This window comes from Mycobacterium bourgelatii, from assembly GCF_010723575.1.
GTDB lineage: Bacteria > Actinomycetota > Actinomycetes > Mycobacteriales > Mycobacteriaceae > Mycobacterium > Mycobacterium bourgelatii.
Window position 1 is genome coordinate 4,287,158 of the sequence record NZ_BLKZ01000001.1, and the last position, 19,347, is coordinate 4,306,504.

16 protein-coding genes and 1 pseudogene are annotated in these 19,347 nt (G+C 69.0%); 10 read left to right on the forward strand and 7 right to left on the reverse strand.

Features of this window, described 5'->3' with window-relative positions:
• Nucleotides 1–13 precede the first annotated feature (13 nt).
• The gene (hemW, locus tag G6N68_RS18460; protein ID WP_163715269.1) at nt 14–1,186 is read right to left on the reverse strand and encodes a radical SAM family heme chaperone HemW; all 1,173 of its coding nucleotides are present in this window, start codon (nt 1,184–1,186) and stop codon (nt 14–16) included.
• 155 nt (nt 1,187–1,341) lie between these two features.
• Here hemW and G6N68_RS32135 point away from each other — a divergent pair, with 155 nt between their 5' ends.
• The 6 genes from G6N68_RS32135 to G6N68_RS18480 all read left to right on the forward strand — a co-directional run bounded on the left by G6N68_RS32135 (nt 1,342) and on the right by G6N68_RS18480 (nt 7,003).
• Nucleotides 1,342–1,443 carry an Ms4527A family Cys-rich leader peptide gene (locus G6N68_RS32135; protein WP_371871705.1) on the forward strand — a complete coding sequence of 34 codons (102 nt, stop codon included), beginning with the start codon at nt 1,342–1,344 and terminating at the stop codon, nt 1,441–1,443.
• Nucleotides 1,444–1,555: 112 nt separating this feature from the next.
• Complete coding sequence (locus G6N68_RS18465; RefSeq protein WP_163715272.1) at nt 1,556–3,226, forward strand: nitrite/sulfite reductase; 1,671 nt, start codon at nt 1,556–1,558, stop codon at nt 3,224–3,226.
• Complete coding sequence (locus tag G6N68_RS18470) at nt 3,223–3,963, forward strand: phosphoadenylyl-sulfate reductase (RefSeq protein ID WP_163715275.1); 741 nt, start codon at nt 3,223–3,225, stop codon at nt 3,961–3,963. Before G6N68_RS18465 ends, G6N68_RS18470 begins: the two co-directional genes overlap by 4 nt.
• A gap of 28 nt (nt 3,964–3,991) precedes the next feature.
• A complete protein-coding gene (locus G6N68_RS18475; protein ID WP_205351380.1) occupies nt 3,992–4,735 on the forward strand; it encodes a sirohydrochlorin chelatase in 744 nt (247 codons plus the stop codon).
• Between the two features lie 173 nt (nt 4,736–4,908).
• Nucleotides 4,909–5,139 (forward strand): DUF6480 family protein, encoded by a 231-nt coding sequence (locus G6N68_RS30920; protein WP_240355530.1) that lies wholly within the window; start codon nt 4,909–4,911, stop codon nt 5,137–5,139.
• A gap of 205 nt (nt 5,140–5,344) precedes the next feature.
• Nucleotides 5,345–7,003: a PE family protein gene (locus G6N68_RS18480; RefSeq protein ID WP_163715282.1), complete on the forward strand. Its 1,659-nt coding sequence runs from the start codon at nt 5,345–5,347 to the stop codon at nt 7,001–7,003.
• A gap of 35 nt (nt 7,004–7,038) precedes the next feature.
• Here G6N68_RS18480 and G6N68_RS18485 read toward each other — a convergent pair whose 3' ends face one another.
• From G6N68_RS18485 to G6N68_RS18505, 5 genes are all read right to left on the reverse strand, one after another.
• The gene (locus G6N68_RS18485; RefSeq protein WP_163715287.1) at nt 7,039–8,121 is read right to left on the reverse strand and encodes a sulfate/molybdate ABC transporter ATP-binding protein; all 1,083 of its coding nucleotides are present in this window, start codon (nt 8,119–8,121) and stop codon (nt 7,039–7,041) included.
• A 15-nt stretch (nt 8,122–8,136) separates the two neighbouring features.
• The gene (cysW, locus tag G6N68_RS18490) at nt 8,137–8,955 is read right to left on the reverse strand and encodes a sulfate ABC transporter permease subunit CysW (protein WP_163715290.1); all 819 of its coding nucleotides are present in this window, start codon (nt 8,953–8,955) and stop codon (nt 8,137–8,139) included.
• Nucleotides 8,952–9,833 (reverse strand): sulfate ABC transporter permease subunit CysT, encoded by an 882-nt coding sequence (gene cysT / locus G6N68_RS18495; protein ID WP_163715293.1) that lies wholly within the window; start codon nt 9,831–9,833, stop codon nt 8,952–8,954. The genes cysW and cysT overlap by 4 nt, the downstream gene beginning before the upstream one ends.
• On the reverse strand, nt 9,830–10,879 hold the full coding sequence (locus G6N68_RS18500; RefSeq protein ID WP_163715296.1) for a sulfate ABC transporter substrate-binding protein: 1,050 nt from the start codon (nt 10,877–10,879) through the stop codon (nt 9,830–9,832). Before G6N68_RS18500 ends, cysT begins: the two co-directional genes overlap by 4 nt.
• Nucleotides 10,880–11,254: 375 nt before the next feature.
• The gene (locus G6N68_RS18505) at nt 11,255–11,449 is read right to left on the reverse strand and encodes a hypothetical protein (protein ID WP_371871620.1); all 195 of its coding nucleotides are present in this window, start codon (nt 11,447–11,449) and stop codon (nt 11,255–11,257) included.
• Nucleotides 11,450–11,661: 212 nt separating this feature from the next.
• Between G6N68_RS18505 and G6N68_RS18510 the strand changes: the two genes are divergently transcribed.
• From G6N68_RS18510 to G6N68_RS31815, 3 genes and pseudogenes are all read left to right on the forward strand, one after another.
• A complete protein-coding gene (locus tag G6N68_RS18510; RefSeq protein WP_371871621.1) occupies nt 11,662–13,638 on the forward strand; it encodes a glycoside hydrolase family 15 protein in 1,977 nt (658 codons plus the stop codon).
• A gap of 628 nt (nt 13,639–14,266) precedes the next feature.
• A pseudogene (locus G6N68_RS32350) lies at nt 14,267–15,007 on the forward strand (PE family protein); the annotation flags it as partial.
• 32 nt (nt 15,008–15,039) lie between these two features.
• Nucleotides 15,040–18,087, forward strand: coding sequence for a PE family protein (locus G6N68_RS31815; protein WP_308494634.1), 3,048 nt, complete (start codon nt 15,040–15,042; stop codon nt 18,085–18,087).
• Here the strand turns inward: G6N68_RS31815 and G6N68_RS31820 are convergent.
• Nucleotides 18,056–18,322 (reverse strand): hypothetical protein, encoded by a 267-nt coding sequence (locus tag G6N68_RS31820; protein WP_240355531.1) that lies wholly within the window; start codon nt 18,320–18,322, stop codon nt 18,056–18,058. The two genes, G6N68_RS31815 and G6N68_RS31820, sit on opposite strands and share 32 nt — an antisense overlap.
• Between G6N68_RS31820 and G6N68_RS31825 the strand changes: the two genes are divergently transcribed.
• A complete protein-coding gene (locus G6N68_RS31825) occupies nt 18,303–19,310 on the forward strand; it encodes a hypothetical protein (RefSeq protein WP_163715304.1) in 1,008 nt (335 codons plus the stop codon). The two genes, G6N68_RS31820 and G6N68_RS31825, sit on opposite strands and share 20 nt — an antisense overlap.
• Nucleotides 19,311–19,347: the final 37 nt, after the last annotated feature.

Consider the following 19,347-nt stretch of genomic DNA (forward strand, 5'->3'; position numbering starts at 1 on the left):
GCCGCCTGACGGGCTAGTCGAGCAGGGTGCGCACGACCCCATCGGCCAGCAGTCGGCCGCGGTCGGTGAGAACCAGCCGGTCGCCTTCGGAGACGAGCAGGCCGTCGGCTATCACGTCGGTGGCCCGTTCCCGTTCGGCGTCGCTGAGCAGGTCCCACGAAAGGCCTTGCCGCAACCGGATTCTCAGCAACACGTCTTCGGTGTGCAGCGCATCGGTGCCGAGTTCCTCGAAGCCCGCCACCGGGAGTTTCGCGTCGGCCAGCAGTTGCGCATAAGTGTTGGGATGCTTGACGTTCCACCAACGAGTCGTGCCGACGTATCCATGCGCGCCCGGCCCGGCGCCCCACCATTGACCGCCGTCCCAGTAACCGAGGTTGTGCCGACATTCCCCGCCGGGCCGCGACCAATTGGACACCTCATACCACGTCATCCCGGCCGCGGAGAGTTGTGCGTCGACCAACTCGTACCGCCGCGCCAGGACGTCGTCGTCAGACGGCGTCAGCTCGCCTTGACGCACCCGGCGGGCCAGGGCCGTGCCCTCCTCGACCACCAGCGCGTACGCCGAAACGTGGTCGACGCCCGTCCCGATCGCCGTGTCCACCGAACGGAGCAGGTCGTCGTCGGACTCACCTGGGGTGCCGTAGATGAGGTCCAAGCTGACGTGCTCGAAGCCGATTTCGAGTGCCTCGCGGGCGGCCGCCGCCGATCGATTCGGTGTGTGCACCCGGTCGAGCACGCCCAGCACGTGCGGGACCACCGACTGCATGCCCAACGACACCCGGGTGTATCCGGCGTCGCGAATCGCCTCGAAGAACTCGGGCCACGTCGACTCTGGATTGGCCTCGGTGGTGATCTCGGCATCCGGCGCCAGGGTGAAGTTCTGGCGCACCTTGTCCAGCAGGGCGGTCAGGCGCGCACCACCCAACAGGGACGGGGTCCCACCGCCGACGAAGACGGTGTCGACCGTCGGGCCCTGCAGCCGTGCGGCCGCGAGCTCGAGCTCCCTGGCCAAGGCGTCCAGCCAGGCGTCGGGGTTGACCCCGCCCAGTTCGGCCGGTGTGTAGGTGTTGAAGTCGCAGTAGCCGCATCGCGTGATGCAGAACGGGACGTGTACGTAGAGCCCGAACGGCCGCCCGGGACTCCTCGTGAGCGCAGGCAGCTCGCCGGGTTGCTGACCAACAGTCATGCCAAATCTTTACACGGTTCCGCGGCGCATCATGCTCGTTCTCCCAGCACATTCCCTGGCTTTGTTGACCAAATCAGCCGGAATTGCCAAGTAGTTTTAATCATGATGAGAAGAAATTTGACCTGGTCGCATGGCTACCTGAGATTCATGGCAGAATGGCACGCGTGATCGCCGCCTATTCGAATCAGCGCGTTGCGCTAGTGGTGCGGCGGCATATCGACCTCAAGCGCGTTTGCAGCTGTTGCTGTCTGCCTTGACGTCGTAGACCCAGCCCACCCTGTACTTCCAGGCCCTCGGATCTGCGCTGCCGGGAGCACCGGTGTTCTGCGCGGTCGAAGGCCGACGACGTTCGCGAAGGAGAACCGTCGAATGACCACCGCACGTCCCGCCAAGGCTCCCCGTAATGAGGGCCAGTGGGCGCTGGGCAATCGCGAGCCGCTCAATGCCAACGAGGAGATGAAGCAGGCCGGCGCCCCGCTCGAGGTACGAGAGCGCATCGAGAGCATCTACGCCAAGAACGGGTTCGACAGCATCGACAAGAGCGACCTGCGCGGCCGTTTCCGTTGGTGGGGCCTCTACACCCAGCGCGAACAGGGCTACGACGGCTCGTGGACCGGTGACGAGAACACCGACAAGATCGAAGCCAAGTACTTCATGATGCGCGTGCGCTGCGACGGAGGCGCGCTTTCGGCGGCAGCGCTGCGCACGCTAGGCCAGATCTCGACGGAGTTCGCGCGCGACACCGCAGACATCTCCGACCGGCAGAACATCCAGTACCACTGGATCGAGGTGGAGAACGTCCCGGAGATCTGGCGGCGGCTCGACGAGGTCGGGCTGCGGACCACCGAAGCCTGCGGCGACTGCCCGCGTGTGGTGCTGGGCTCGCCGTTGGCAGGCGAGTCGCTGGACGAGGTGCTGGACCCGACCTGGGCGATCGACGAGATCGTGCGCCGCTACATCGGCGCGCCGGAGTTCGCCGACCTGCCCCGCAAGTACAAGACCGCGATCTCCGGTCTGCAGGACGTCGTGCACGAGGTCAACGACATCGCGTTCATCGGCGTCAACCATCCCGAGCACGGACCGGGACTGGACCTGTGGGTCGGTGGCGGGCTGTCGACCAACCCGATGCTCGGCCAGCGGGTCGGCGCGTGGGTGCCGCTGGAAGAGGTCCCCGAGGTGTGGGCCGCGGTGACCTCGGTCTTCCGCGATTACGGCTACCGGCGACTGCGCGCCAAGGCGCGGTTGAAGTTCCTGATCAAGGACTGGGGTGTAGAGAAATTTAGGAAAGTCCTCGAAACCGAGTACCTCAAGCGTCCGCTGATCGACGGTCCGGCGCCCGAGCCGCCCAAGCACCCGATCGACCACGTGGGCGTGCAGCGGACCAAGAACGGGCTCAACGCCGTCGGCGCTTCGCCGATCGCGGGACGGGTTTCGGGCACGATTCTGACGGCGGTGGCCGACCTGGCCGAGCGGGCCGGTTCGGACCGGATCCGCTTCACCCCCTACCAGAAGCTGGTCATCCTCGACGTTCCGGATGACAAGCTCGACGAGACGATCGCCGGCCTGGAAAAGCTGGACCTGCAGACGCGCCCGTCCCAATGGCGCCGAAACCTGATGGCGTGCACCGGCATTGAATACTGCAAGCTGTCCTTCGCCGAAACCCGAGTTCGGGCACAGTCTTTGGCGCCCGAATTGGAAGCGCGGCTGGAAGACATCAACTCTCAGCTCGACGTACCGATCACCATCAACATCAACGGGTGCCCCAACTCGTGTGCCCGAATCCAGGTGGCCGACATCGGGTTCAAGGGGCAGATGGTCGACGACGGCGACGGCAACTCGGTTGAGGGCTTCCAGGTCCATCTCGGCGGCAGCCTCGGCCTGGACAGCGGCTTCGGCCGCAAACTGCGCCAACACAAGGTCACCAGCGACGAACTGGGCGACTACATCGACCGGGTGACCCGCAACTTCCTCAAGCATCGCAATGAGGGTGAACGCTTCGCGCAGTGGGCACTTCGGGCCGAGGAGGACGACCTGCGATGAGCCAGGCGGCGAAGCCCACTGAAACGGAGTTGCGCGAACTGGCGGCCCGAGGCGCGGCCGAGCTAGAGGGAGCGGACGCCACCGACCTGTTGCGGTGGACCGAGGAGAACTTCGGCGGTGTCAACGGCCCTCGCGGCTGGGCGACGTGCAACTACGTCGTGGCATCCAATATGCAGGACGCGGTGCTGGTGGATCTGGCCGCCAAGGTGCGGCCCGGCGTGCCGGTGCTGTTTCTCGACACCGGCTACCACTTCGTGGAGACGATCGGCACCCGCGACGCGATCGAATCCGTTTACGACGTCAGGGTTCTCAACGTCACTGCCGACCACACTGTGGCCGAACAAGACGAACTGCTGGGCAAGGATCTGTTTGCCCGCGATCCCGGTGAATGCTGCCGGCTGCGCAAAGTCGTGCCGCTGGGCAAGACGCTGCGCAACTACTCCGCCTGGGTGACCGGGCTGCGCCGCGTGGACGCACCGACCCGCGCCAACGCACCGCTGATCAGCTTCGACGAGGCCTTCAAGCTGGTGAAGATCAACCCGCTGGCGGCGTGGACGGACGACGACATGCAGGACTACATCAACAAGAACGATGTGCTGGTGAATCCGCTTGTCCATGAGGGCTATCCGTCGATCGGTTGCGCACCGTGCACCGCCAAGCCCGTCGACGGTGCCGACCCGCGCAGCGGACGCTGGCAGGGATTGGCCAAGACCGAATGCGGGCTGCACGCGTCGTGACGCGCGGGCGACGATACAGAGCGACGCGATGAGAAGGAGCGGCGCCATCAGGCCGACCCTTCTGCTGGCCGCGCACGGAAGCGCGGATCCCCGGTCGGCGGCCAATGCCAGGGCGGTCGCGGGGCGGTTGGCGCGCGTGCGGCCCGGACTGGACGTCCGCCTTGCCTTCTGCGAATTGAATGCGCCGAGCCTGGTCGACGTGCTGACGGAACTGTCCGGCCCCGCGATCGTCACGCCATTCCTGCTGGCCAACGCCTACCACGCGAGCGTGGACATCCCGCAGCAGATCGCCAGCTGCGGCCTCGCCCAGCGAGGGCTACAGGTGCGCCAAGCCGAGGTGCTCGGTGAGGACGACCGGCTGGTGTCAGTGCTGCGTCAGCGGGTCCGCGAGCTCGGATTTTCCCGGCACGACGAGTCCCTTGGCGTGCTGGTCGCGGCGATCGGATCGTCTAATCCCGTCGCCAACGCGCACACCGCCGCGGTGGCGCGGAAGGTGCTGGCGGGAACCCGGTGGGCGGCAGCCACGACCGCGTTCGCCACCCGGCCGGAGCCAACCTTCGCCGACGCCGTCCGACGGTTGCGGCGACGCGGTGCCCGGCGGGTGGTGATCGCGCCATGGTTCCTGGCGCCCGGGCGGCTCCCCGACCGGGTAGAACGCTTCGCGCGCGAGTCCGGCATCGCCATGTCGGCGCCGCTGGGCGCGCACCCGCTGGTGGCGGCGACCCTGCTGGATCGCTTTGACCAAACCGCGGCGGAGGGCATGGCCGCCTGAGGCAAAGCCCGCCCGCGGGGCGAGCTAGTCTGCGTGCCACCAGTTGTGGCGTGAGGGCGGGGAATCCGACCGGTGGCTAGCGATATCGGCTGCGCTGCAACGCTTCTCATTGCGCATCGGAACTATTGAGCGATCCGGCGTGTGACATGAGCGCTACGGGGTACCTGCTATCCATGACCGCACTTCCACCAGACCCCGACCCGTCAAGAACTCCGGGCCTTGAGGCCGGCGGAGGTGTCGCGCCGGGTTCCACTCCCCCAGACTCGGCGCAAACCTCCGGTGTCTCTGAGCCTCAGACGAATCCGAAACGACGAATGACGCCTATAGCCATCGTCAGTATTATCGGCCTCGTTATTTTTGTTTTGCTGTTTGTGGCGGTCGCTGTCGGAATTATCTTGTTCTGAAAAGCTTTTCGGCGTCGCCGTCACAGCTTCGCCAATCGACCCGAATTATGTAGTGCAGCTTAGCTTTCCATGCTCGGAATGGTTTATGAAAACCCAGATGTCGCGCACGGACAGCAGTAAAATCAATTACTGCCGATCGGTCCATGGTGACCTGGCGATCCTCGGGCCGTCGTGACTTATTGGTCGCGTCACCGTGGGGGTTCACATGTCATTCATAATTGCCACGCCGGAAGCGTTACTAGCAGCCGCCACGGATTTGGCGGCCATAGGTACGACAGTCAGCGCGGCTACCGCGGCCGCGGCGGCCCCAACCACCGGATTGTTGGCCGCCGGCGCCGATGAAGTGTCAGCAGCTGTTGCGGCACTTTTCGGAGCACACGGCCAGGCCTATCAGAGCCTCAGTGCCCAGGCGGCGGCGTTCCACCAGCGATTCGTGCAGAGCTTGACCGCGGGTGCGGGGGCTTACACCGCCGCCGAGGCAGCGGCAACCTCGCCATTGCAGGCATTCCAGCAGGAGGTACTCAACGCCATCAATGCACCTACGCTCGCGCTGCTGGCGCGCCCGTTGATCGGCAACGGCGCGAACGGCGCCCCGGGTACCGGGGCTCGCGGCGGGGACGGCGGCATCCTGTTCGGCAACGGCGGGGTCGGCGGATCCGGAGCGCCGGGCTTGAATGGCGGCGCCGGCGGGAACGCAGGGTTGTTCGGCACTGGCGGAGCGGGTGGGGCCGGCGGGTTCGGCACCGCTACCAATGGAGGTACCGGCGGGGCAGGCGGAGCCGGCGGGCTGCTGCTGGGCAACGGCGGCGCCGGTGGGCTCGGCGGAATCAGCATCCTGCACAACGGGGGCGCCGGTGGGGTCGGCGGGGCCGGCGGTCTGTTCGGCGCCGGTGGGGCCGGTGGGGCCGGCGGCACCAGCGTGTTGGCCGGTACCGGTGTCGGCGGTGACGGCGGAGCCGGCGGGGCCGGGGGTGTCTTCGGCCCGGGCGGCGTTGGCGGAGCCGGCGGCCTTGCCGTAGCGAACGGCGGGAACGGCGGGCCAGGCGGGCCCGGCGGACTGTTCAGCTCCGGCGGCGCCGGCGGCGCGGGCGGAGCGGCCGTCATCGCCGGCGATGGTGGGGCCGGCGGCAACGCCGGCATGCTCGCCGGCGCCGGCGGGCTGTTCGCGGCCACCGGCGGTGACGGCGGGGCCGGCGGGGCTGGCACCATTGGCGGCGACGGCGGGACGGGCGGAGCAGGCGGGCAACTTGGCGCTGCCGGCGGTCACGGCGGGGCGGCGAAAGGCGGCAATCGGCGGCGCTCGGCGGCGGCAGCGGCGGCAAACGGCGGCGCGAGTATCGGCGGCAACGGTGGCGCGGGCGGGGCCAGCGGACTGTTCGGCGCTACAGCGGGCGCCGGTGGCGCCGGTGGAAACGCCCAGGCAATAGGCGGTATCGGCGGCGCCGGCGGTAAGGCCAACCTGATGGGCAATGGCGGCGACGGCGGCAACGGCGGCAGCACCACCAGCGCCGCTGGAGTGAGCGGGAAAGGCGGGGCCGGTGGCGATGGCGGCGTGCTTTTCGGCTCGGGCGGCACCGGTGGCTCAGGCGGCGACGCGAACTTCAAAGGCGGTGCCGGCGGCGCTGGCGGCAATGCCGGGCTGATCGGCAACGCCGGCAATGGCGGCAACGGTGGTTACAGCTTGAGCGCATTGGTTGGAGCCGCTGGCGGTAACGGCGGTCAGGGCGGCAACGTCGTGCTGATCGGAAACGGCGGTAACGGCGGCAACGGTGGGAGTGCCGTGGTGACCCCAGGCAAGGGCGGGGAAGGTGGTGCCGGCGGGCAACTTCTCGGACTGAGTGGGCTGAACGGGGCGTCGCCGTAACGCGGCCCAGGCGCGCCCTAGCAGGTCACCGCGCGTCACGCCCGCGACAACGTGCTGGCATCCTCTTCCGCGGCACCCGCCTCGCCGTCGGGCACACCAGGAGCAGCGCTGGCGATCGGCGGTACGCGGGTTGCCCGCACGTACACGGTGTCGCCGTCCTTCAGGGCCAGGGCCTCGGCGTCACCGCGGGTGATCTGCGCGGTAAAGGGACTACCGTTGACCGCGCTGGTCAACTCCACCCGTACCTCGAAGCCCAGCACCACCACCCGGTCCACGATGGCGCGCACCACGCCAATCGAGTCCGCGGTGCCGTCACCCCCCGCGATCGCCATGGCGGGATTGCGTCCGACCCGGATGTCGTGCGGGCGGACCAACGCTCCATTGAGGGTGGACACCGCACCCAGGAACGACATGACAAACGGATTGGCCGGGGTGTCATACACCTCGGTGGGCGATCCGACCTGCTCGATACGCCCCTTGTTCAGCACCGCAATCCGATCGGCCACATCCAACGCCTCAGCCTGATCATGCGTCACCAACACCGTGGTCACATGCACCTCGTCATGCAACCGGCGCAACCAACTGCGCAGATCCTCCCGCACCTTGGCATCCAGCGCCCCGAACGGCTCATCGAGCAACAACACCTCCGGATCCACCGCCAACGCCCGCGCCAACGCCATCCGCTGACGCTGACCACCGGAGAGCTGATTGGGATAACGACGCTGAAAACCGCTAAGCCCCACCACCTCCAACAGATCGTCGACCTTCTTTTTGATCTCCGCCTTGGGCCGCTTGCGGATCTTCAACCCATAGGCCACGTTGTCGCGCACCGTCAGATGCTTAAACGCCGCATAATGCTGAAACACAAACCCGATACCCCGCCGCTGCGGCGGCACCCGAGTCACGTCACGACCACTGATCGTCACCGTCCCCGAATCAGGCTGATCCAGACCCGCGATCGTGCGCAACAACGTCGACTTGCCCGAACCACTCGGCCCCAACAACGCCGTCAACGACCCACTGGGCACCTCAAAGTCCACATGATCCAGCGCGACGAAATCGCCGTAATTCTTATAGGCATCACGCACCACAATCGCGGGATTGTTCGTGTCCGTCATCGGTAAGTCTCCTTCTCAGGCCTGCTTGACCGCGCGGGACCGCAGGATGTCCAGAACCACCTGGAAGATCAGAACCAACACCGCGACGCCCATCAGCAGCGTCGACAATGCATAAGCGCCGTATTCGGCGCCCCGGTTATAACGGTCGGACACCAACAGTGTCAGCGTCTGCGAGCTGCCCGGCAAATTGGACGACACCATGATCACCGCCCCGTATTCACCGAGCGTACGAGCGATGGTCAAGACGATGCCGTAGGTCAGTCCCCACCGGATGGACGGCAGCGTGATCCGCCAAAATGTTTGCCACCAACCAGAACCCAGCGTCGCGGCCGCTTGCTCCTGATCGGTGCCCAATTCGTGCAACACCGGTTCGACCTCACGCACCACAAAGGGCAGGGTGACAAAGATGCTGGCCAGCACGATCCCCGGTAAGCCGAAGATGATCTTGAACCCGAGATCCCGTTCCACAAATCCCAGCGCTCCAGCCGAGCCCCACAGCACGATCAGTGCCACGCCAACGACGACGGGCGACACCGCGAATGGCAGGTCGATGATTGCCTGCAGAATGCCCTTGCCGCGGAATCGATTGCGCGCCAACACTAATGCCGTCGGAATCCCGAATATGACATTGAGCGGCACCACGATGAGCACCACACCCAGTGACAGATTCAACGCCGATATCGCCGCCGGCGTGCTCACCCACTCGTAGAACTGCCCGAATCCGGGGGCAAAGGTGCGCCACAGAATCAGGGCGACCGGAACGATCAGCAGCACAGTGACATAGGCCAGCGCGACGAATCGCAACAGGTAGCGCACCACGGGCGACAGCGTCACTCGGACACCTCCTCGCGCTTAGCCGCCCGCGCACCGATGAGGCGGAGTATGAGCAATACCACGAACGAGATCGACAGCAAGACAATGGAAATCGCGGCGGCACCGACACGGTCGTCGTTCTCGATCAAGGTCCGGATCCACTGCGACGCGACCTCGGTCTTGCCCGGCACCGCGCCACCGATCAGCACCACCGAACCGAACTCACCGATGGCACGCGAAAAAGCCAGCCCCGCACCGGACAACAGGGCCGGCGTCAGGGCGGGCAGCACCACGGAGGTGAAGATCTTGAGGTCGTTCGCCCCCAGAGATGCCGCGGCTTCCTCGGTTTCGCGGTCGAGTTCCAGCAGGACGGGTTGGACGGCTCGCACCACGAACGGCAACGTGACGAACGCGAGCGCGACCCCCACACCCCACTCGGTGTGCTGCAGATGTAGCCCGACCGGGCTGTGATTGCCGTAGAGGGCCAACATCACCAGGCTGGCGACGATGGTGGGCAGCGCGAAAGGCAGATCGATGACGGCATCGACGAGCCGCTTGCCGAAGAAGTCGTCCCGCACCAACACCCAGGCGATGAGCAGCCCGAAGACGCTGTTGACGATCGTGACTCCGGCGGAGATGGTCAACGTCACCCGCAGCGATTCCAGCGCCGCGTGCGAGGTGACGGCCAGCTGAAAGGCGTGCCAACCGCCTCCGGCGGCCTGCCAGACGATGGCTCCAAGCGGCAAGAGCACGATCACCGACAGCCACAGCGTCCCCACACCCACCCGAAGGGAGGTGGTTTGCGACGAGCGTCGGAAGCGGCGCTTGGGCGGCGCCTCGCGCTCGGGCTGGTCCAGTTCGGGACGGATCGCTTCGGGGTCGGGAATTATCGTGGTCATCCGGTGGCCTGCGTGTAGATCTTGGTGATGCTGCCGTTGGCTTTGTCGAACAACTGGGGATCCGCGACGCTCCAGCCCCCGAGATCGGTGATCGTCCACAACTTCGCGGGCACCGGGAACTGGTCACGGAACTGGGCGGCTACCGCCGGGTCGACCGGCCGGAAACCCGCCTGCGCCCAAAGCGTTTGGGCCGCAGCGGTGTATTGAAAATTCTTGAACGCCGTCGCCGCGGCCAGGTTCCGACTGGTCTCGACCACGGCCACCGGATTCTCGATCTTGAAGGTCTGCGGCGGAATCACGTGTTCGACGGGCTTGCCCGCTCGCTCCGCGGCGATGGCCTCGTTTTCGTAGCTGATCAGGACGTCCCCACTCCCCTGCACAAACACATCGGTCGCCTCTCGGCCCGACGCCGGCCGCATTTTGACGTGTTCCCTGACGAGTTTGTTGACAAACTCGATCCCAGCCTTGCTGTTTCTGCCGCCTTCGCTCTTGACGGCGTACGGGGCAAGCAGATTCCATTTGGCGGCGCCGGAGCTCAGCGGGTTGGGCGTGATGATCTCAATGCCGGGCCGCAGCAGGTCGTCCCAGTCTCGGATGTTCTTCGGGTTGCCCTTGCGCACCACGAACGTCACCACCGACCCGAATGGAATCCCTCTTGTCGCACCGGTGGCCCAATCCTTGGAGACCTTGCCGGACTTGATCAATCGGGTGATGTCGGGTTCGACGGAGAAATTCACCAGATCGGCGGGCTTGCCGTCGGCAACACCGCGGGACTGGTCGCCGGAGGCCCCGAAGGAGGTGATCACCTGCACCCCCTTGCCCTCCGGGGTGGCGTTGAACGCCGGAATCACTCTGCTCCAGCCCGGTTCCGCGACCGAGTACGCCACCAGCGTCACCGTCGTATGGGCGTCGGCCAGCCCCCCGCCGCCGACGACATCGCTAGGCCCGCCCTGGCAGGCGGTGAGAACACCGACGATCTGCGCCAGCGCGATCGCCAGCACGGCACGGAGCCGCCAGCGCGGCGCGCCCCGAACGTTGTTGAGCATTTTGGCCTTCCAGTGCAGAACTGCGGAAACTTACGGATACGGTCCCGTTGCTGCGAATGGCGTTCAAAGAGAAATGAGCGATTTCACCGACTCACACCAGACCGCAAACGGGTTGGGAGTCAGCGACAACAGTGCACGTCGGCCACGGCGCAACGCACCGCGGCGACAGATCCGCAGCAGGGCGCAAAGGAGTTGCGCCGCACTTCGACGGATGCTGCGTGCATGGCGCGAAGCCTAACAGAATCCACCCGGCTGTCATGTCGAGCGCCCCGGCCCGCCCTCGGCGGGCTCAGCGGTGGGTAAGAAGCCACGTCACGATCACCAGGACGACCAAGGTGACGAGGATCAGGGTGACGTGTGACCGCGGCATTCGACCTACCCGGGCGTCTCGTCCGAATGGCGGGCGCGACGTATCAATTCGATTCCTCTTCCAAGCAACGTGTCCTGTATGACCGCTAAAGCGAAGGCCAGGGCCAGCACGACGGGCATCACCGCCAACGCCTGCAGCACGAACGGCAGGCCGGACAGCCACAGCTCCACGCCGTCCCACCAGTTCAGGAACCCGGTCACCCAACTCACACTATTAGGCCGCGGCAGAGGCGTACCAGCTGGAGCATCGGCCCGCCTCCGCGCAGTGCGCCTAGCAAGCAGGTTGCCCCTGGGTAACGGGTAAAACTCGAGAGTGGACGCCGAGCAGGTCGACAGTCGATGATGTGCGCATGGTCGCGCACGCCGAACACACAAACGAAGCGTCGGAAGCTCTCCCCAATGGTGACGGTGCGATGCCCGGCTTGGACCTGAAAGAGGCATCCGCCGAGCTCACGACGCCAACGACGTACACGCCCAGCCAGCCGCGGCGTAATCCGTTCCCGCCGATTGCCGATTACGCGTTCCTGTCCGACTGGGAGACGACCTGCCTGATCTCGCCGGCGGGTTCAGTGGAGTGGATGTGCGTGCCCCGGCCGGACTCGCCGAGCGTGTTCGGCGCGATCCTGGACCGCAGCGCCGGCCACTTCCGGTTGGGCCCCTACGGCGTGTCGGTGCCTTCGGCGCGGCGTTACCTACCGGGCAGCCTGATCATGGAAACCACCTGGCAAACACACACCGGGTGGCTGATCGTGCGCGACGCTCTCGTCATGGGCAGGTGGCACGACATCGAGCGGAGATCGCGCACCCACCGTCGCACCCCGATGGACTGGGACGCCGAGCACATCCTGCTACGCACCGTGCGATGTGTGAGCGGCACGGTCGAGCTGATGATGAGCTGCGAACCCGCCTTCGACTACCACCGCACCGGCGCGACCTGGGAGTACTCGGCCCAGGCATACGGCGAGGCCATCGCACGCGCCACCAAGAACCCCGACGCCCACCCGACCCTGCGGCTGACCACCAACCTCAACATCGGGTTGGAGGGCCGGGAAGCGCGCGCCCGCACCCGGATGAAAGAGGGCGACGACATTTTCGTCGCGCTGAGCTGGACCAAGCACCCGGCGCCGCAGACCTACGAAGAAGCCGCCGACAAGATGTGGCAGACCACCGAGTGCTGGCGACAGTGGATCAACATCGGTAACTTCCCGGACCACCCGTGGCGGGCGTACCTGCAGCGCAGCGCGCTCACCCTGAAAGGGTTGACGTACTCACCCACCGGCGCGCTGTTGGCGGCGAGCACCACGTCCCTTCCGGAGACCCCGCACGGCGAACGCAACTGGGACTACCGCTACTCGTGGATCCGTGACTCCACGTTCGCGTTGTGGGGCCTTTACACCCTGGGATTGGACCGCGAGGCGGACGACTTCTTCGCGTTCATCGCCGACGTGTCGGGCGCCAACAGCGACGAGCGTCATCCGTTGCAGGTGATGTACGGAGTCGGCGGCGAGCGCAGCCTCGTGGAAGAGGAGCTGCTACATCTGTCCGGCTACGACCACGCCCGCCCCGTGCGGATCGGCAACGGCGCGTACGACCAGAGACAGCACGACATCTGGGGCTCGGTTTTGGACTCGTTCTACCTGCACGCCAGGTCGCGCGAGCAGGTGCCCGAGACGCTGTGGCCGGTGCTGAAGAAGCAGGTGGAAGAGGCGATCAAGCACTGGCGCGAGCCGGACCGGGGAATCTGGGAGGTGCGCGGCGAACCGCAACACTTCACCTCGTCGAAGATCATGTGCTGGGTGGCACTGGACCGCGGCGCCAAATTGGCCGAGCGGCAGGGCGAGTTCAGCTACGCCCAGCAGTGGCGCAAGATCGCCGAGGAGATCAAGGCCGACATCCTCGAGCACGGGGTCGACAAGCGCGGCGTGCTCACACAGCGTTACGGCGACGACGCGCTGGATGCCTCGCTGCTGCTGGCGGTGCTGACCCGGTTCCTGCCCCCAGACGACTACCGGGTGCGCAACACCGTGCTGGCCATCGCGGACGAACTCACCGAGGAAGGCCTGGTGCTGCGCTACCGGGTCGAGGAAACCGACGACGGACTGTCCGGCGAGGAAGGCACGTTCACCATCTGCTCGTTCTGGCTGGTGTCGTGCCTGGTCGAGATCGGCGAAGTGGCCAGGGCGAAGCGGTTGTGCGAACGGCTGCTGTCATTCGCCAGCCCGCTCCATCTCTACGCCGAAGAGATCGAGCCACGCACCGGCCGGCACCTGGGCAACTTCCCGCAGGCGTTCACCCACCTGGCTCTGATCAACGCGGTGGTACACGTGATCAGGGCGGAGGAGGAAGCCGACGGCTCCGGGATGTTCCAACCCGCCAACGCTCCGGTTTAGGGCCTTGTCCTAAAGCGTGTCGAACAAACTCGGTTGAGTATTCGCACCGCCCTTCTCGGGCGTCCGTCGCGGACCGGATTTGAGCAATACCTTCAATACGTCGAAAGAATACGAGAACGCCGCGCGGCGAACGCTTTTCCTGAATGCGTCTCGCCGGCTATCGGTGCGCCTGCAACTGAGATCGATGCAGCCGCGAACGCCGAGCAATCGCGCCGGGACCGCGCCAGCCGCAACGGACAAGCGGGACGCGATTATTGAAGGCACGCACAGCCCACGGTGACGACGACCGATGATTCGAACGCCGACACGCTGACCACGACCGGCCGACAACCAACGCGAAGACTCCGGCCCGGTGGTTAGAACAATGGCGGGCCACAGTGCCGCAAAACAAATGTAGCGACGCCGAAACGCTGCCAAAAGACGAAATACGCGAGTAACGTACGCCGCATTGCGAGAGGTCAGCCTCGTAACTCCCGCGATGGGTCTTGGGCCCACCCACGTTGGGAGGTTGCGCCTGGGATCGTCTTCGCTGTCGTCGCCCACCGCTGGGCCCTGCGGGCCGTTTTCTCTAATGCCCGTTCCCGCCCCGCATCGCCCGACATTTGCCTATTAGCGATGGGAGTTGCAGATGTCGTTGTTTGTGTTTGCTTCACCTGAGGTGTTGGTGGCGTCGGCACAGGATCTGGCGGGTGTCGGGTCGTCGTTGCGGGCGGCCAATGCCGCGGCAGCGGTTTCGACGACGTCGCTGTCGGCGGCGGCATCTGATGAGGTGTCGGCGGCGGTCGCGGCGCTTTTTGGTGGGCTTGGGCGTGAGTATCAGGCGCTCGGCGCGCAGGTGGCGGCCCTTCACGAGCGGTTCGTGGCGAGCGTGGCCGCCGCCGGGGTGGCCTATGCGGCCGCCGAGGCCGCCAGCGCCGATCCCCTGCAGGCCGTTGGTGAGGCGATCTTGGGGGTGATCAACACCCCCACCCAGGTGGTGTGGGGGCGTGCGCTGATTGGTAATGGCACCGATGGCGCGCCGGGTACGGGGGCTGCGGGTGGGGCGGGTGGGATTTTGATCGGCAATGGCGGTAATGGTGGTTCGGGTGCGCTCGGGCAGCGCGGCGGGGCCGGTGGGGATGCCGGGTTGTTCGGTAATGGCGGCGCGGGTGGGGCCGGTGGGACCGGGTACCCGGGCTTCCCCGGGGGGCCTGGTGGGCGTGGGGGCGCCGGTGGGCTGCTGGGTGGGTTCGGCGGGCACGGCGGGGCCGGTGGGGTCGGCGGGGTGAGTACGGCCACCTTGGCGGGCGGGACCGGCGGGGCTGGTGGCGCTGGTGGTGTCAGCCGGGCGCTGCTGTTTTATAGCGGCGGTGACGGCGGGGCGGCAGGGCGGCGGTTTAGGATGCCAGGGCCGCGGCGGCTTTGGGCGGTAACGGTGGTTCGGGGGGCACCGGCGGTGACGGCGGGGCCGGCGGCGCCGGCGGCAGCGGTACCGGGTTGTTCAGTGGTGGCGGCGCCGGCGGAGCCGGGGGCAGCGGCAGGGCTGGCGGCCTGGGTGCTGATGGTGGTGCGGGGCCCGATGCGCTCACCCCGGGCGGCAACGGCGGGCACGGCGGCAACGGCGGTAACGCCGGGCTGGGCGGTGCGGGCGGCAGTGGGGGATTGTTCGGGTTTAACGGGGCGGACGCGGTGGCCGGCAACGGCGGCGCCGGGGGCGCTGGTGGGGCCGGTGGGGCGGGCTTTGTCGGCAGCACGCCCGGTGCTGACGGGGGTGCGGGTGGTAACGGCGGCAACGGCGGGCAAGGTGGTAGTTCCCCTGGCGGGGGCAGCGCCGGTGGTGGTGGCAATGCCGGGGCCGGTGGTGTGGGCGGGGACGGCAAAGACGGCGCGGCGGGCACCAGCGCGCAGCCCGATGGCGGCTCGGGTGGTCATGGCGGGGCCGGTGGTATGGCGGGCATCGCCGGCGCGGCCGGCAGCGCCGGTGTCCCCGCGGCCGCGGGTGCGGTCGCCGATGGTGGGCGAGGCGGTGCCGGCGGGGCCGGCGGGGCGGGCTATGACGCGGCCGGTGATGGGAGCGCGGCGCCGGGTAGTGCCGGCGGGAACGGCGGCAACGGGGGGAACGGCGGGGCCGGCGGTTCGGCCGGGGCCGGCGGCGGCGCCAACGGGACCGGCGGGCACGCCGGTGCCGGTGGCAACGGTGGCAATGGCAAGGACGGTGACAGTCTCAACGTGGTGGGCGGGGCCGGCGGCCACGGCGGCTCGGGCGGCAACGGCGGTAACGCCGGCGGGGACGGCACCGGTGTGGCCGCCGGCAACGGCGGCGCCGCAGGCACCGGCGGCGCTGGCGGTAACGGCGCCCAAAGCAGCAACCCGCTGCTGGGCGGTTCCGGCGGCGCGGGCGGTAACGGCGGTCACGGCGGGTCGGCCGGTGTCGCCGGTAACGGGGCCGCGGGCACCGATGCCGCCGGCGGTGATGCCGGCAGCGGCGGTGATGGTGCCGCGGGCATCGCCGGCACTGCCGGTTCACCCGATGGTGGGGCCGGTGGTTCGGGTGGTCACGGCGGCACCGGCGGCAACGCCGGCGGCGCGACGGTGGCCGCCGGCAACGGTGGCCAAGGCGGTACCGGCGCCAACGGCGGCGCCGGGTATGACGCCGCCACCGACCCGGGAGCGGTGGCCGCGGCGGCCGGCGGTAACGGCGGTGCCGGCGGTTCGGGCGGCAACGGCGGGACGGGTGGCACCGGCGGCAACAGCGGTGGGGCCAACGGTTCGGGCGGTAACGCCGGTGCCGGCGGCAATGGTGGCAACGGCAACGACGGTGACAGCGGCACCCTCAACGGCGGAGCCGGCGGCCACGGCGGCTCGGGCGGCAACGGCGGTAACGCCGGCGGGGACGGCACCGGTGTGGCCGCCGGCAACGGCGGCGCCGCAGGCACCGGCGGCGCTGGCGGTAACGGCGCCCAAAGCAGCAACCCGCTGCTGGGCGGTTCCGGCGGGGCAGGCGGTAACGGCGGTCACGGCGGGTCGGCCGGTGCCGCCGGTAACGGGGCCGCGGGCACCGATGCCGCCGGCGGTGACGCCGGCAACGGCGGTGATGGTGCCGCGGGCATCGTCGGCACTGCCGGTTCACCCGATGGTGGGGCCGGTGGTTCGGGTGGTCACGGCGGCACCGGCGGCAACGCCGGCGGCGCGACGGTGGCCGCCGGCAACGGTGGCCAAGGCGGTACCGGCGCCAACGGCGGCGCCGGGTATGACGCCGCCACCGACCCGGGAGCGGTGGCCGCGGCGGCCGGCGGTAACGGCGGTGCCGGCGGTTCGGGCGGCAACGGCGGGACGGGTGGCACCGGCGGCAACAGCGGTGGGGCCAACGGTTCGGGCGGTAACGCCGGTGCCGGCGGCAATGGTGGCAACGGCAACGACGGTGACAGCGGCACCCTCAACGGCGGAGCCGGCGGCCACGGCGGCTCGGGCGGCAACGGCGGTAACGCCGGTGGGGACGGCACCGGTGTGGCCGCCGGCAACGGCGGCGCCGCTGGCGGTAACGGCGCCCAAAGCAGCAACCCGCTGCTGGGCGGTTCCGGCGGCGCGGGCGGTAACGGCGGTCACGGCGGGTCGGCCGGTGCCGCCGGTAACGGGGCGGCGGGCACCGCCGGGGCCGGCGGTGATGCCGGTGATGGCGGTGATGGTGCCGCGGGCATCGCCGGCACTGCCGGTTCACCCGATGGCGGGGCCGGTGGTTCGGGTGGTCACGGCGGCACCGGCGGCAACGCCGGCGGCGCCACGGTGGCCGCCGGCAACGGTGGCCAAGGCGGCAGCGGCGCCAACGGCGGCGCCGGGTATGACGCCGCCACCGACCCGGGAGCGGTGGCCGGGGCGGCCGGCGGTAACGGCGGTGCCGGCGGTTCGGGCGGCAACGGCGGGACGGGCGGCACCGGCGGCAACAGCGGTGGGGCCAACGGTTCGGGCGGTAACGCCGGTGCCGGCGGCAATGGTGGCAACGGCAACGACGGTGACAGCGGCACCCTCAACGGCGGAGCCGGCGGCCACGGCGGCACGGGCGGCAACGGCGGTAACGCCGGCGGGGACGGCACCGGTGTGGCCGCCGGCAACGGCGGCGCCGGAGGCACCGGTGGTGAGGGTGGTGAAAGCGGTGCAAGCAGCAACCCGCTGCTGGGCGGTTCCGGCGGCGACGGCGGTAACGGCGGTCACGGCGGTCGGCCGGTGCCGCCGGCAACGGGGCGGCGGGCACCGCCGGGGCCGGCGGTGATGCCGGTGATGGCGGTGATGGTGCCGCGGGTCTGGCCGGCACTGCCGGTTCGCCCGATGGCGGGGCTGGCGGTTCGGGTGGCCACGGCGGCACCGGCGGCAACGCCGGCGGCGCCACGGTCGCCGCCGGCAACGGCGGCCAAGGCGGCACCGGCGCCAACGGCGGCACCGGTTATGACGCCGCCACCGATATCAGCGCAGTAGGCGGGGCGGCCGGCGGTAACGGCGGCAACGGCGGTTCGGGCGGCAACGGCGGGGCCGGCGGCAACGGCGGCAACAGCGGCGGGGCCAACGGTTCGGGCGGTAACGCCGGTGCCGGCGGCAATGGTGGCAGCGGCAAGGACGGCGACAGCGGCTCCCCCAACGGCGGGGCCGGCGGTAACGGCGGCGCGGGCGGGGCGGGCGGCACCGGCGGCGGTTTGGCCGCCGCGAGCGGCAACGGCGGCGCCGGCGGCAACGGGGGCAACGGCTATGACGCGCTCGCGGGCGGGGCGCCAGCGGGTACGGACGGCGGTAACGGCGGTGCGGCCGGCAACGGCGGCAACGGCGGCGACGCCGGCGGTGCCGGCACCACCGCCGGTAACGGCGGTGCGGGTGGTGTCGGCGGCAACGGCGGCGACGGCCAAATCGGCGACGGCACCGAAAATAGCATCGGCGGTCACGGCGGTGAAGGCGGCCGAGGCGGCAACGGCGGCGACGGCGGCGGCACCCCGCTGGGCGGGACCAACGGTGACGGCGGCGACGGCGGCGCGGGCGGCGACGCCGGCGACGGCGGCAAAAACTTAGGAATCCAACTCGTGGGTGGTGGTGGCGGTGGCGGCGGCGGGGCCGGCGGTCACGGCGGCAACGCCGGCACCGGCCAGGATGACGGCGGCGCCGGCGGCAAGGGCGGCGACGGCGGCGACGGCGGCCAAGGCGGCCTCGCCAACTGGTTTTCGGGGTTCCGGGCACTCGCCGGCAACGGCGGCGGCGGCGGGGACGGCGGCGGCCAGACTGCCGGTATCGGCGGCAGCGGCGGCGGAGGCGCCGGCGGCGGCGCCGGCGGTTACTTCTACAGCACCTCTAAGGCCGCTGGCGGCGGCGGCGGCGGCGGCGGCGGCGCCGGCTCCGCCAGCGGTACCGGCGGCGCTGGCGGCGCCGGTGGCAACGCTGAGCTTGACTGGTACGGCTTTGGCGGCCCCGGCGGTGCAGGCGGCACCACGACCGGCACCGGTGGTGGCGGCGGCGGTGGTGGCTACGAATCCTTCTCAGGTACGGACGGCCACCCCGGCGTTGATGGCGACCTCGGTGGGGACGGCGGAAAAGGCGCTGTGGGCACTCTGGGCGCTGTGGACGGCGGCGATGGCGGTGCCGCCACCGAGGGTGGTTATGGCGGCAAATCCCTCTTCCCGGGCGGTGATGGCAGCAACGGACAGAGCGCGCTCTAACACCGACTGAGCCCGGTGGCGGGTGCGGGTGTCTCGC